Annotated in this window: 13 protein-coding genes and 1 other RNA gene; 3 read left to right on the top strand and 11 right to left on the bottom strand. The window is 55.5% G+C overall.

The annotated features are described in order from the left end of the window. Window positions 1-7: 7 nt before the first annotated feature. From kbaY to kbaZ, 7 genes are all read right to left on the bottom strand, one after another. A complete protein-coding gene (gene kbaY, locus AAIE02_RS16330) occupies window positions 8-886 on the bottom strand; it encodes a tagatose-bisphosphate aldolase subunit KbaY (protein WP_008453662.1) in 879 nt (292 codons plus the stop codon). A 10-nt stretch (window positions 887-896) separates the two neighbouring features. Beyond that, on the bottom strand, window positions 897-2054 hold the full coding sequence (locus AAIE02_RS16335) for an SIS domain-containing protein (RefSeq protein ID WP_498532897.1): 1158 nt from the start codon (window positions 2052-2054) through the stop codon (window positions 897-899). A 348-nt stretch (window positions 2055-2402) separates the two neighbouring features. Next, the gene (agaF, locus tag AAIE02_RS16340; RefSeq protein WP_008453658.1) at window positions 2403-2837 is read right to left on the bottom strand and encodes a PTS galactosamine/N-acetylgalactosamine transporter subunit IIA; all 435 of its coding nucleotides are present in this window, start codon (window positions 2835-2837) and stop codon (window positions 2403-2405) included. A 12-nt stretch (window positions 2838-2849) separates the two neighbouring features. Further along, window positions 2850-3719, bottom strand: coding sequence for a PTS N-acetylgalactosamine transporter subunit IID (agaE, locus tag AAIE02_RS16345; protein WP_166877316.1), 870 nt, complete (start codon window positions 3717-3719; stop codon window positions 2850-2852). After that, a complete protein-coding gene (gene agaW, locus AAIE02_RS16350) occupies window positions 3709-4491 on the bottom strand; it encodes a PTS N-acetylgalactosamine transporter subunit IIC (protein ID WP_008453654.1) in 783 nt (260 codons plus the stop codon). Before agaW ends, agaE begins: the two co-directional genes overlap by 11 nt. A gap of 10 nt (window positions 4492-4501) precedes the next feature. Continuing rightward, the gene (gene agaV, locus AAIE02_RS16355) at window positions 4502-4975 is read right to left on the bottom strand and encodes a PTS N-acetylgalactosamine transporter subunit IIB (protein ID WP_039289641.1); all 474 of its coding nucleotides are present in this window, start codon (window positions 4973-4975) and stop codon (window positions 4502-4504) included. A 24-nt stretch (window positions 4976-4999) separates the two neighbouring features. Then, window positions 5000-6292 (bottom strand): tagatose-bisphosphate aldolase subunit KbaZ, encoded by a 1293-nt coding sequence (gene kbaZ / locus AAIE02_RS16360; protein ID WP_498532898.1) that lies wholly within the window; start codon window positions 6290-6292, stop codon window positions 5000-5002. A 251-nt stretch (window positions 6293-6543) separates the two neighbouring features. On the opposite strand from kbaZ, the gene AAIE02_RS16365 reads away from it, so the two are divergent. Both AAIE02_RS16365 and rnpB read left to right on the top strand, forming a co-directional pair. Further along, window positions 6544-7353 (top strand): DeoR family transcriptional regulator, encoded by an 810-nt coding sequence (locus AAIE02_RS16365; protein WP_008453648.1) that lies wholly within the window; start codon window positions 6544-6546, stop codon window positions 7351-7353. A gap of 59 nt (window positions 7354-7412) precedes the next feature. Further along, an RNA gene (gene rnpB / locus AAIE02_RS16370) (RNase P RNA component class A) lies at window positions 7413-7789 on the top strand. A gap of 56 nt (window positions 7790-7845) precedes the next feature. Here rnpB and AAIE02_RS16375 read toward each other — a convergent pair. After that, window positions 7846-8772: a bifunctional helix-turn-helix transcriptional regulator/GNAT family N-acetyltransferase gene (locus AAIE02_RS16375; protein WP_498532899.1), complete on the bottom strand. Its 927-nt coding sequence runs from the start codon at window positions 8770-8772 to the stop codon at window positions 7846-7848. A 280-nt stretch (window positions 8773-9052) separates the two neighbouring features. On the opposite strand from AAIE02_RS16375, the gene AAIE02_RS16380 reads away from it, so the two are divergent. Further along, window positions 9053-10150, top strand: coding sequence for an AAA family ATPase (locus AAIE02_RS16380; RefSeq protein ID WP_498532900.1), 1098 nt, complete (start codon window positions 9053-9055; stop codon window positions 10148-10150). Window positions 10151-10191: 41 nt separating this feature from the next. Here the strand turns inward: AAIE02_RS16380 and AAIE02_RS16385 are convergent, their stop codons facing one another. From AAIE02_RS16385 to AAIE02_RS16395, 3 genes are all read right to left on the bottom strand, one after another. Continuing rightward, window positions 10192-10986 carry a hypothetical protein gene (locus AAIE02_RS16385; RefSeq protein WP_498532901.1) on the bottom strand — a complete coding sequence of 265 codons (795 nt, stop codon included), beginning with the start codon at window positions 10984-10986 and terminating at the stop codon, window positions 10192-10194. Window positions 10987-11002: 16 nt separating this feature from the next. After that, window positions 11003-12166 carry an MFS transporter gene (locus AAIE02_RS16390; protein WP_008453640.1) on the bottom strand — a complete coding sequence of 388 codons (1164 nt, stop codon included), beginning with the start codon at window positions 12164-12166 and terminating at the stop codon, window positions 11003-11005. An 81-nt stretch (window positions 12167-12247) separates the two neighbouring features. Next, window positions 12248-13039: a hypothetical protein gene (locus tag AAIE02_RS16395; protein WP_498532902.1), complete on the bottom strand. Its 792-nt coding sequence runs from the start codon at window positions 13037-13039 to the stop codon at window positions 12248-12250. Window positions 13040-13042: the final 3 nt, after the last annotated feature.

A 13042-nucleotide genomic window follows, 5' to 3' on the forward strand; every position in this document is an offset into this window, starting at 1 on the left:
CAGAGAGTTAAAGCGCCGCTTCTGATTCCGGCAGCAACTTATTCGCCGAGCCGCATACAGCGACTTTGCTACGCACCACTTCTTTCATCGCGTCCATGCCGACGCGCATGTAAAAGCGTGGGTCGTTGCCTTCCGGGTTAGCGCCAAACCATTCTTTCACCGCGGCGGCGAAGGCGATTTTTAATTCCGTCGCGACATTCACTTTGCAGACGCCAAGCTCGATGGCGCGGCGAACAAACTCGTCAGGCACGTCACTCGCGCCGTGCAGTACTAACGGGACGCTGACGACGTCACGGATCTCGCCCAGCCGTTTGAAGTCTATTTTCGGGCGTTTGGTATACAGGCCGTGTGCGGTGCCAATGGCAACCGCCAGACTATCGACGCCGGTAAGCTCGACAAAGCGGCGGGCTTCCTGCGGATCGGTCAAAAAAGCGCTTTCTTCATCCACATCCATGTCGTCTTCCACGCCGCCGAGCCGGCCCAGTTCGGCCTCTACGCTGCAGTCGTTGCGGTGGCAAAACTCGACCACCGATCTCACCAGCTTCACGTTGTCAGCAAAGGGGAAGTGGCTGCCGTCAATCATGGCGCTGCGCACGCCAGCGTTAACTTTGCGGCTGATGTCCGCCAGGCTTTCGTGATGATCGAGGTGCAGCGCTAGCGGTATGCCGTAGCTTTCGGAATAGGCATGGCACAGTGCGTAAATCTCTTCGAAAGCGATGTGTTTAAAGGTGCCCGGCGTGCCGGCAAGGATCACCGGGGAATGCATCTCTTTGCACACTTCAAGAATCGCCTGGATGGTTTCGGCATTGTGGATATTAAAAGCCGGTACCGCATAGCCTCTGGCCTGCGCGTCCTGAAGCAGATACTTCGTGGAGATAATGCTCATGATGAACCTCTCAGCCTTTCCAGGGATGAATAACGACGCCTTTAACTACGCGATTAACCGTGCCGCTGGCGGAGGGCGTGTCCGGCGTAATGCCTGCTTTAACGGAGGAGGTGAGGGCGAAAACCTGGGCATACATCAGGAAGCAAAACGCCTGCTCAACGTCGAGGAACGTCCGATCTGCCGCAGGCAGGAGGATATGCGGGCCTGATGCGATCTCGGGGCTGGAGGAGGCTGAAATGGCGATCGTTTGCATAGCCAGACTGTCCCGGCGCAGCTCCGCCAGCAGATCCAGATCGTACTGGCGAGTGTAAGGATCGCTGGAGACCAGCACGATCGCCAGCGTCTTACTATTGACCAGGGATTTTGGGCCATGCCTGAAGCCGGTTGGTGTGTCATAAAACGCCGCCAGCTTGCCAGCCGTGAGTTCAAGCACCTTCAGAGAGGCTTCTCGTGCCACGCCCTGCAAGCCACCGCTACCCAGGTAGACCACGCGTTCGTAGGGAAGATCGTCAAACGGAATTTCGCTGAAATCGCCCAGTGAATGAATAATTTGGGCACAGCGGTGAGCGACATCCTGAAATGACTGCGTATTGATGACGTCCGGGGCGAAAACCGCAAGGCAGCTTGCCATCATGGTCGTGATGCTGCTCGTCATGGCAAAACCGCGATCGTGCGTTTCCGCAGGCATCAGCAGCGGCAGTGAGCGGTTGTCCTCCAGCGCGCTGCGGTAGAGGCTACCGCCCTCGTTACAGGTGATGGTGATGTGATAGCAGGATTTCACGAGCTGGTTGACAAGTTCCACCGCAGCGACGCTCTCGGGGCTGTTACCGGAGCGAGCGAAGGAAACCAGCAGCGTGGGCTGTTCAGGGGAGAGATAGTCCAGCGGATTGGTCACCAGATCCGTGGTGGGCACGGCAACAAACTGTTTGCCGGTGTGGCGAGACAGCCACGGTGCAATGATGTCGCCGATAAACGCCGAGGTTCCAGCGCCAGTAAGGATAATTTTTAACTTGTCGTTCGCAAGTAGTGGATTCAGGAAGGCGGCGATCTCATCGCGCGCGCGGTCTATCTGTTGCAGGGAACGGATCCAGCTCACGGGCTGCTGACGGATCTCTTTTTCAGTCCATGTCGTGTGGCTGCGATCTGTGGTCGTGGAAGTTTCACTCATGACTCAGTCCTTAGCATTACAGCGTCAGATGTCGGCTTTTTATCGCCCATAATCTTTCGTTTTGTTTCATTTTATGGTTTTTAGTGCTTTATGAAAATTTATAGAAAGGAATCGACAAGATCAATATGAAAGGTGAAATAAAACGAAAATCATGATGTGGATCTCTGTTTGTGCATAACACTTTGTTTTATTTGGTTTTCATTGAAAATAAAACAATTAAGAAAAGAAAAAGAAAGGCCCATGGCGGATCTCGCCACAGGCCAAAGTGATGCATAATGAAAGCAACAGGAGCCGCCGCCTGCATTAAACGGGGTTCGAAACTGGAGATAAGCAATCCGGTCTTTTACTTCAGATGCCTTCTTCGCTGGCTTCCGTTGCCCGGTGGCGCGCCATTTCGTCGACCAGGCTGGTCAGGCCGCGGTGCCCGCATTCCAGCGCCATCTGGCGAAATTCGCTGCCGTTTAGCCCTTCTCGCTCGAGTACCATCTCCAGCAGTAGCTGCAGATTGACGCCAGTAACGACTTCGCGTCCCGGCTTCTCAAGCGCCAGCGTGGAGGCGACACGGAAAGGCGTACCGCCCAGCAAATCTGTCAGAAACACTAAACCTTCGCATTCATCCAACTGGCCGATAGCGGCTTGAAATTGTTCCGTCAGCCGTGCCGTGGAGGAGGTTTCCGGAAAGTCGATGGCAATAATCTGCGGCTGCTCGCCGAGGATCTGTTTCATTGCCTGCTCCATCCCGCTGGCAAAACCTCCGTGGCCGCTCAAAATGATGCTCAACATCTGCTTTTCTCCTTAGAGGAAGTGAAGGAACTTCCCAACAACGGCTAAAACGACGGTGATGCAAATCAGGCGCAAGGGGCTCCAGCCACGGCGGACCAGGGCGAACATTGCCAGGGTATAGACCAGCGGCAAAAACGCAGGCATCAATTTGTCGATGACGTCAGCCTGAAGCTTAACCACCGCATCCCCGGCCGTAATTTCAAGCGTAGTGGACAGGCGAACATAGGTGGCAACGAGAGCGCCGATAACGGTCATCCCGACGATGGAAGCGGCATGCCCTACTTTACGTGTATTAGCCTTAATTAACGGAATAGCGGCCACGCCCATGCGGTAAGCGTAGTGCGCCAGGCCGAAACGCAGGCCCAGATGCACCACGTTAAATAGCACGATAAACACGATGGCACCGAGTATCGACCCCTGAAGCGCCAGGCTGGCGCCGATACCGCCGCAGATTGGCAGCAGCGTCAGCCAGAACATCGCATCCCCGATGCCACCGAGTGGGGCACCAACGGCAATTTTTGTGCTCTGGATACTGTTTACATCCTGCTTCGAACGTTCCATCGCCAGAATAATGCCGATCACAAAGGTGACCAGGAAAGGATGGGTATTGAAGAACCCCATGTGCCCCTGCATCGCCCGCGCCAAATCGCGTTTGTTGGTGTGGATCTTTTTCAGGGCGGGTAGCAGGCCGTACAGCCAGCCGCAGGCCTGCATACGCTCGTAGTTAAATGAGGCCTGCAGCAACATCGAACGCCATGCTACGCGGTTGATATCTTTTCGGGTTAGCTCTGCGCCAATGGTCTGATCTTCATAAATCGTATCATTGGCAATGATGTTCTCAGACTCAATGGCCTGTGAAAGCGTTTGGGTATCAGATGCCATCTTCGAATTCCTCTTTCTGGACGCGAGCGGGCTGCGGTGGAGTAGGGTCTTTACGCATCAAATCCATCAGGGCCAGCGCTAGCGCGGCGGCAGCAATTGCCAGTACCGGTAATTTCAACCAGGCTGCGCCAACAAAGCCGATGATGAAGTAGGGGATATAAACGTTTTTCATCATGATTTTCAGCAGTACGGCGAAACCGATAGCTGGCATGATGCCCCCGGCGACGCCCAGCCCGTCAATCAGCCGCGCGGGTAACATATCGATGGCTGTTTTGGCATGTTCGGCCCCAAAATAAATGGGTAAGAAGGCGCAGAGAAAATAGAAGATGCCGAGTGCGAGCATTGCCAGATAGTTAATGCGCTCAATGCCATTGGTGTCGGCGTTTGCCGCCATGCGGTCGGCACGTGCCATGACGCCGGACATCACGGAGAACAAGAAGGTGATGCCCATCTGTACCGCAACCGCAAAAGGCACTGCGACGCCGACGGCGACTTCGGGCTTCACGCCGGTGGTAATGGCAAAAGTCGTGCCCACGATGGTGCCGATAATGACGTTAGGCGGCTGCGCGCCGGCGAGCGGAGCCAGGCCCATCCAAACCAGTTCCAGCGTGCCGCCGGTGAGAATACCGGTGTGTAAATCGCCAAGAATAAGGCCAACCAGCGGGCCAAGGACGACGGGGCGGTGCATATGGGTCAGGCCGTTGAACATATCCAGACCGGCGATAAAAGCCAGCAGGCCCAGGGCTATCGCTTGCAGTAAGCTGATTTCCATAGCAAATACCTCAGAGAAGTTTATAGAGATCCTGAGCTGATTCCGTCGGTACACCTTGCACAAAACATTCGACGCCGGCCTGTTTCAGGCCGGAGAAGGCGGCAATGTCTTGTTCATCAACCGACACGGTTTTAGCCACCTGCTTTTTGCCTTCGACGTAGTGCATGTTGCCCACGTTGATGCGCGTTACCGGCACGTTGCCGTTCACCAGGGTGAGGAAATCCCGCGGGTTTTTACAGACCAGCAGGATCTTCTGGCGATCCGCCGCGCGGTGAATGTTGTCGATGACTTTTTGCAGCGGCCAGAAGCGCACCGCAATTCCTTCTGCCAGCACCATCTCCATCAGGTTCTGTTGGATGGGATCTTCCGCCACCTCATCATTGGCGACCAGAACCAGGTTTGCGCCGGAAAACCCGACCCACTGCACGCCAACCTGACCGTGGATCAGGCGCTCATCAATGCGGCTTAAGACAATATTTGGCATGGTATTTCCCTTATTATCATTGTGTTAATGAGGAGATGACTCACCGTGACAGGCCGCGTAATACTGGCGCAGCACATCCTGAATATGGTCGATAATCAGCTCATGAGGTTTGGCTGCTAGCTGTGCTTCCCGCACTTTGGCGTACTGAAGCGGCAGGTACTGGCTGATTAACGGCAGCGGAATAGGTTCGTGGGCAAGGTTCCTGACCAGCACATCGTAAGCCTCATCGATATCGCGATCCGGCCAGTAGTAGCGCACCCGGTCAGAGTAGCTATAGCCGCGTGCCAGACGTAGCGCATCGCCGTTGCCGTGATAGTGCTGCTGCCAGTGCTCCGGGTGGTCAAGCATCACGCTTTCCAGGACGTCCCTCAGGCCGGAGCATTTGTGTGCCGGGAGCAGTTCTCGCTCAATGGCTGAGAGGGAAAAAAGGGCCTCACGCAGGGCAAAAGTCAGGGCCGGGCCGACTTTTAGTATCGCAAAGTGATCTTCCACTAACTGATGCAGCGCCTGCGTGGTCTGGTAATCCGTTGAATGTGCTTCAAAAACCATCGTCGGCGAATCTGAAATGAGTTTGCTTAGCGCCCGGGCTTTTTCTGGCTGGTAGTCAATCACCTGGGTGTGGTCGAACTCGACGCCGGGTTGAACAACAAGGCCAATAATGCGCGGCCAGATTTCACTTAGCCCCTGTTCTGCAAAGGCCTGGCGGTGAGCTTCCAGCGTAGTGTTTGCGGCCTGCGGCGTAGTGACGGCGAGTTCGGCGAGAGTTTCATGGGCACCGCCAGGGACCGGTACTTCGGTGCCGATGATGTACACCAGATCGGCATGGCCAAAGTGGTCGATACAGGTTTGCTCAGCAATCAGCGCCAGCCTGGCTGCTCGCCCGGCAACGACGTGATCCGTGAGCGGCACGGGATCGTCCACACAAGACATACTGCAGTCGAGGTGTATTTTCTTGAAGCCTGCGGCGACATAGCTACGGATCAGCTCTTCGGCATGGGACATCGCCTCTTCGGCTGGTCGGGTTTGCCAGCGGTTTGGCCCAAGATGATCGCCGCCGAGTATCAGATTGGCATAAGGAAAGCGGTGTTGTTCCGCGAGTTGATAAACGAAACCGCAGAAATCCGCAGGCGTCATTCCGGTATAGCCGCCGTACTGGTCCACCTGGTTAGAGGTCGCTTCAATAAGCAAGCTGGTGCCAGCTTCGCGAGCGTGGCGCATGGCGGCCTCAAGCACCAGCGGATGCGCGGAGCACACGGCAAAGATCCCGTGCTGGTTGTTCCGTTTGTGGTTAGCGACAAATTCGATCAACTGTTTCACTTTCCTCTCCACGGCGATGGGTTAAAACATTTTCTTTCGATTCATTTCATTTAATCGTGCCTGAATGGCGTTTGAGAATAAAAAGAAAGATACTGGAATTGAGATCTGTTTCGCAAAAGAAACATAATGAAAGGCATTGGTGCGCTTACCGCGCCTTTTGAACGAAGATGCCTGGGGCTTGCTTTCTGCTAAAAGAAAGGTGTTAATAGGCAAATAGAAATGAAACGAAAGATATATTGAAAGGTTACCCTATGAGCAACAGCGATACCGCAACGGACAAACGTATTCCGGGTACCAGCGAAAGGCGCGAGCAGATTATTCAGCGTCTTCGCCAGCAGGGAAGCGTACAGGTTAATGATTTATCTTCTTTTTTCGGTGTTTCTACCGTCACCATCCGCAACGATCTCGCGTTTCTTGAAAAGCAGGGCATTGCGGTTCGTGCCTACGGCGGAGCGCTGATTTGTGAGCCCGGCAGCGTGGTAGCAGAGCCTTCGGTGGAGGATAAAAGCTCGCTGAATACTTCACTGAAGCGCAGCATCGCGCGTGTGGCTGCGGACTTGATCCAGCCCGGGGACAAGGTGATTCTGGACTCCGGCACCACAACGTATGAAATCGCCCGGCTAATGCGCCAGCATAAAGAAGTGATCGCCATGACCAACGGCATCAACGTGGCTAATGCGTTGTTAGAAGCAGAAGGGGTCGAGGTGCTGATGACCGGCGGGCATTTGCGTCGTCAGTCGCTATCGTTTTACGGCGACAGCGCGGAACAGTCGCTGCAAAATTATCATTTCGACATGCTGTTCCTCGGGGTGGATGCTATCGATCCGGAACGAGGTGTGAGCACCCATAACGAGGATGAAGCGCGTCTCAACCGCAAAATGTGCGAAGTCGCCGAGCGCATTATCGTGGTGACAGATTCCAGTAAATTTAACCGCTCCAGCCTGCATAAAATCATCGATATCCAGCGCATTCACCGGGTAATCACCGATAAAGGTATTCCGGCAGATAGCCTGAGCGCGCTGCGTAAGAGCGGGATTGAGGTTGTGCTGGTGGGCGACTAGCTTTTCGTTTCTGGCGGGCCCGCGTGACAGGGGAGATGAAACCCTCTATACTGCGCGCCGAAGCTGACCAGACAGTCGCCGCTTCGTCGTCGTCCTCTTCGGGGGAGACGGGCGAGGGGGAGGAAAGTCCGGGCTCCATAGGGCAGGGTGCCAGGTAACGCCTGGGGGGGAAACCCACGACCAGTGCAACAGAGAGCAAACCGCCGATGGCCCGCGCAAGCGGGATCAGGTAAGGGTGAAAGGGTGCGGTAAGAGCGCACCGCGCGGCTGGTAACAGTCCGTGGCACGGTAAACTCCACCCGGAGCAAGGCCAAATAGGGGTTCACATGGTACGGCCCGTACTGAACCCGGGTAGGCTGCTTGAGCCAGTGAGCGATTGCTGGCCTAGATGAATGACTGTCCACGACAGAACCCGGCTTATCGGTCAGCTTCAACTTCTTAATAAACGCCCCGCAGGTGCAAGCCCGTGGGGCGTTTTGTATTCAACACATACTATTTCAGCGTTTTAAGCATGCAGATCTCGCAGCTGTTGTGGCCGGTATTGCCCAGGCTGCCGTCCAGGTGTTTGAAACCGAATGCTTCGTAGAGTGAGACCGCCGAGCTAAGTTCGTCGAGCGTTTCCAGGTAGCAGTAACGATAGCCGAATGCTTCGGCCTGTTGTATCGCCAGCGCCATCAGGCGTCTTCCCAGGCCTATGCCCGTCACGCTGCTGTCCAGATAGAGTTTCTGTAATTCACAATATTCTTCACCTGCGCCCTGCAGCGGGGCGATGCCAACGCCGCCTAAAATCTTGCCTTCGTGTTCAACTACCCAGTAGCCAGACCCGGGTTTTTGGTAGGCGCTGGTCAGGTCATTCAGCGCCGGATCGTGCAGGCTCACGCCTTCGAGATGATCGATTTTATTATCGCGGAAGCTTTGGCGGATCACGTCGGCAATAGCGAGATTGTCCTCTGGGCGAATAGGCCGGATCTCAACCTGAAGATCCCGCTGGCTACGGGCATTTACCAGCGCCCGGGTCAGCGATTTGACTGACTGATAGATCTGCTGCTTTTCGCTGTCTGATGCCAGAGAAAGGGCCTGGGCCGTGAAGTCGTTGGCGTGTTCGGTGAGATCTTTAAGCGCGACAACGCCCTCGTGGCTCAGGTTGAACACAGTGGCTCTCCCGTCGCTTTCATTCTGCGTTCTTGCCAGCAGATTGGCACTTTCAAGGCCGCGAAGCGTTCTGCTGATGCTGGATTTTTCCACGCACAGGCGGCGGGCAAGCTCCGTTACCCCGGCGGGCTCGCGATCGAGTTCGATCAAAATATGGCTTTGTAACGGCGACAGATCGGTCCCGCTGCTTTTCCTGTTCAGCATGCCCAGCTCGCGCACCATCTCGCGCAGCGCGGCGCGGAATGCTTCAATTTCGTTGGTCTGCATAGCAACTCACATCAATGAGGGAAATGTATTTAGTTAACACTGTTAACTAGTTTGTGTATCATACCGAAATTAAACAGGCAGGCAAGTGACCAGGAGGGCAGGATGCAAAACAGAGAACCGGATACAACGGACAGAAGGATTGTGATCGGCACGATCGTTGCCGTGCTGTGCTTTTACATTGTGATTGCAGTGGGATCGCTTTGAGCCTCTGGCGGCAAATAAGTGCGCTTTGGCGAGTATTTGCCATAATGGCCCACAAGTTTCACTGTGGCGAAAAATCATGATCAAATCCCTCTACATCGACAACTACCGTTCCGTGCGCAAGCTTTCCATTGATTTGGGCAGGCTGAACGTGGTGTTTGGGCCCAACGGGTGCGGTAAGTCTAATATTTATAAGGCGATCCATCTGATCCACGGTGCGGGGAGTGGGCAACTGTCTCACTGGCTTTCTGATGAAGGTGGGATCCAGAAAGCAATGTGGGCGGGCGATCGCGCCCGCGGCTACGCCAGCGCGCCGCGCAGGCTGACGCTGGCGGTAGAAACGGATACGTTTGAATATGAGCTGCAGGTGGGCTTTCCCGAGCCGCTGCCGTACCCGACGATGTTTGGCCTCGATCCCATTGTTAAAGAGGAGCAAATCTGGCTCAGCGGCTACCGGCGGCGCCCTTCGTCGTCGGTCATGCAGCGGCGTAATCAGACGGTTTTCCTTAATAACGTCAACGGCGAAAAGGTGACTCACGCCGCCACGCTGTACGAAAATGAATCCCTCTTTGGCCAGCTTGGCGAGCCGCATTTGTACCCGGAAGTCTCCAGCGCCAGGGAGACGCTTCGTAACTGGCGTTTCTACCACGAGTTCGATATTTCTAAAGGCGCTGGCCTGAGGCTGCCGCAGGTGGGCTACCGCTCCCCGGTGCTGTCCGGCGATGGCCTGAACCTGGCCGCCGCGTTTCAGACCATCGTCGAAATTGGCGACAGCGAGCTGATGTTTACCGTGCTGGAGCAGGCTTTCCCGGAATGCACGTTTTTCTGCGATAACAGCGGCGGGCGCTTCCAGATGATGATGAACCGACTGGGGATTAATCGCCCGCTGGAGTCCGCGGAGTTTTCAGATGGCACGCTGCGTTTTCTCTGCCTGACGGTGGCGCTGCTCAGCCCGAGACCGCCGCAGTTTATCGCCCTCAATGAGCCTGAAAATAGCCTGCATCCGCAAATGCTCCCGGCGCTTGCCCGCCTGATTGCTGAGGCAAGCCGCTACACGCAGATTTGGCTTACCAGTCACTCGCCTGAACTGGCTACCCTTATCGAAAAATATACGGCGTTTACGCTGTACGAGTTAGGTATTGAGAAAGGGGAAACCACGCTGACCCAGCTGGCCTGACGCCGTTTTCCCTTCCCCGCAAGGAGAAGGGAAACGTAAGGTTACAGGCTACCGGCAATGGTGATGTAGTCGGTATAAAGCTGCGGGGCGCCGGAGAACGAAGCCAGTTCGCGCCATTCGTCGTACATCCTTTCGCTTTCCTGATGATCCTTCACGAACTGCAGCGATTTCTCCGTGGAGACATCCAGCTCCGGGTGGAAAGAGTTTAGCGAGGCCAGGCTTTCTATCTCGAGCATCACCAGATATTGCTCAACTCGATTGCCGCCGGTGCCTTTCAACATATGGAATTTCCAGCCCGGGTAGTCGTCGATACGGTGAACGTTGTCGCGGATAAACGTATCGAAAGTCTGCGGGGAAACACCTGAACGCAATGCCAGATTATGCAGCCCGACCACGCGTTTAATCGGTTCTTGTCCGTCGCGTAGCTGGTAGTTTGGCCCTTCTGCCAAAGAGCTATGTTCGTTTTCAGCGAGCTGCTGGTAGGTGGAGAAAATCGTTGGCAGTTCGCCAAACGTCGCGAAGGTTTTCCAGGTGTTGATAAGCTCAATGCCTGCAGGATGATCGCGCCAAAAAGCACGTGCCTGTTCCGTTTGTTCCCCCTGACTATCAATATAGCGCTCGTAGCTGTCGGCATTTTCTGCTTCGTACAGCATCAGATATTGGTTCTGACGCTCGCCGCGCAGGCCTTTCAGCAAGGTCCAGCGCCAGCCCGGATAAGCCGGGATGTGCACGCCTTTGGCCTGCACAAAGGCTTCGAACGTCTCTTCGGTGACGCCCTTTTTCAGGTTAAGACCTACATAGTGAAGGCTGAATACTGCCGGTGATGAGTGACTCATACAAACTCCTGTTTCATTAACGCTGGCGAGAAATAAACGGCGAACCTGAAGCCACAAACAAAAGCAGCAACAGGGCACCACTGAAGGTCAAACTGAGCCCAATGTGATGGGCGATAAAGCCAATCAGCGCAGGTCCCGCGAGAAGGCCGCTGTAGCCAAAAAGCGTGACGGCAGGGATCGCGAAATCCGCTGAAACCCCCGGCTGGTTACCGGCGGAGGTGAAGAGAATGGGAATAATGTTGGCGAGCCCGGCTCCGGCCAGGATAAACCCCGGCAAGGTGCCCCAATGGGTGAAGACGAGCAGGATAATCCCGATGCCAGCAATAGCGCAGCCCAGGAGCAGCACGAGTTTGCCGCCCAGGGCACTGACCAGACGATCGCCGCTGAGCCGCCCAAGGGTGACGGTGATGGAATATAAGGTGTAGCCGAAGCCCGCGAGCGAAGCGCTCATGCCGCGTTCCGAGGTCATAAATACCGCCGACCAGTCCAGCATGGCGCCTTCAAGCATGAAGACGAAAAAGCAAAGTATCGCGATGGCCAGCACGGGCGGATGGCTCAGCACGCGTAACGTCTCGCCTTTGCTGCTCGTGGCTTTATTTTGTTTGGGCAAAATGTTCCGGGCAGAGGCGGCGAGCAGTAAAGTCAGAAAAACAGTGATGGTGCACACGGCAAGCAACGGTGTAGCCCCCAGCCACAGAAAGAAGCTGACGAAGCCTGCGCCGGCAATGCTGCCGATACTGTAAAAGCCGTGAAAGCCGGACATTTTTGCCTGCTCGCTCTCCTGTTCGACGACCACTGCGTGAGCATTCATGGCGACGTCGAGCATGCCGTTGAAGGTGCCGAACAGCAGCAAAGCCAGCGCCATGGCTTCACGCTGGTCAAACAGCATTAGCAGCGGTAAATCCGCGGCAAGCCCCAGCACGCTGAGGATCATCAGGCGACGGCAACCAAAGCGAGCGATCAGCCGGCCGGTAAACGGCATGACGAGCATCGAGCCTGCGGCGATGCAAAAGAGCAGCAGCCCTAAAGCGCCGTCGTTAATAGCCAGCCGCGCTTTAGCGAAAGGAATTAGCGGGGCCCAGGACGACATGGCTAAACCGGCCATAAAAAATATGGCGCGTGTGGCATGCTGTTCCCGCGACTGTACGTCCGCCAGGGTTGGTGTTGAGTTAATCGTCATAGTAATTTTGTGACTCAATGTGTGAATTCACTCGCGTGAATGCGTCGTGCCCGGTCTTTCGGGCACGCGCGGCGGTAAGCGTTAATTGAGGCTTTCTGCTACCGAGAGGTAATCGGTATAGATTTGTGGCGACCCGGAAAACGAGGCGAGTTTTTTCCATTCCTCGTACATTTGTTTGGTATCGCGGTGCGCCTGGGCGAATTTGGCCGCTTCGTCGGTAGCGATATCCGGTTCGGGGTAAAAGACATCCAGCGCCTCCAGGCTGGCGATTTCCATCAGCACCACATACTGATCGAGCCGGTTACCTCGCTCCCCTTTCAACAGCCGGAATTTCCAGTCCGGGTAATCTTCAATCCGGTGATGGTTGCCCTCGATAAAACGTTCAAACTGTTCGGCGCTGACGTTGGGGCGCAGCGCGAGGTTGTGAATACCAATCACCCGAGCAACAGGGGGCTGCTGCTGGTAGCGGGGACCCGGCTGGACGGTGCTTTTCTGATTTTCGGCCAGCAGGCGATAATCGGTGAACAGCGTTGGCAGTTCGCTGAAAGTGCCGTAGCTGCGCCATTCGGCCAGCAGCGCTTCCGCTTCAGGATGCTGCCGCCAGAACTCGCGGGCCTCTTCGGTCTGGTTGCCGTCTGCGGCCATATAGCGATCCCGCATTGCCGCATTTTCGATTTCAAACAGCATCAAATATTGCCCGGCACGTTCGCCGCGTAGCCCGCGAAGCAGCGTCCAGCGCCAGCCCGGATAGCAGGGAATATGTACGCCTTTATTTTGCACAAAGGTTTCAAACGCCTGCTGGGTGATGCCCGCTTCGGTGTCGATGGCGATGTAAAACAGGCTGAAAACCGGCGTGGTTGAAGAGTGGCTCATCAG

The organism is Cedecea sp. Ae19-4 (assembly GCF_059801165.1).

Excerpts from the sequence above, each read along its gene's own strand:
- kbaY (WP_008453662.1), bottom strand. The coding sequence starts at position 886 with ATGAGCATTATCTCCACGAAGTATCTGCTTCAGGACGCGCAGGCCAGA.
- AAIE02_RS16335 (WP_498532897.1), bottom strand. The coding sequence starts at position 2,054 with ATGAGTGAAACTTCCACGACCACAGATCGCAGCCACACGACATGGACT.
- agaF (WP_008453658.1), bottom strand. The coding sequence starts at position 2,837 with ATGTTGAGCATCATTTTGAGCGGCCACGGAGGTTTTGCCAGCGGGATG.
- agaE (WP_166877316.1), bottom strand. The coding sequence starts at position 3,719 with ATGGCATCTGATACCCAAACGCTTTCACAGGCCATTGAGTCTGAGAAC.
- agaW (WP_008453654.1), bottom strand. The coding sequence starts at position 4,491 with ATGGAAATCAGCTTACTGCAAGCGATAGCCCTGGGCCTGCTGGCTTTT.
- agaV (WP_039289641.1), bottom strand. The coding sequence starts at position 4,975 with ATGCCAAATATTGTCTTAAGCCGCATTGATGAGCGCCTGATCCACGGT.
- AAIE02_RS16365 (WP_008453648.1), top strand. The coding sequence starts at position 6,544 with ATGAGCAACAGCGATACCGCAACGGACAAACGTATTCCGGGTACCAGC.
- AAIE02_RS16375 (WP_498532899.1), bottom strand. The coding sequence starts at position 8,772 with ATGCAGACCAACGAAATTGAAGCATTCCGCGCCGCGCTGCGCGAGATG.
- AAIE02_RS16380 (WP_498532900.1), top strand. The coding sequence starts at position 9,053 with ATGATCAAATCCCTCTACATCGACAACTACCGTTCCGTGCGCAAGCTT.
- AAIE02_RS16385 (WP_498532901.1), bottom strand. The coding sequence starts at position 10,986 with ATGAGTCACTCATCACCGGCAGTATTCAGCCTTCACTATGTAGGTCTT.
- AAIE02_RS16390 (WP_008453640.1), bottom strand. The coding sequence starts at position 12,166 with ATGACGATTAACTCAACACCAACCCTGGCGGACGTACAGTCGCGGGAA.
- AAIE02_RS16395 (WP_498532902.1), bottom strand. The coding sequence starts at position 13,039 with ATGAGCCACTCTTCAACCACGCCGGTTTTCAGCCTGTTTTACATCGCC.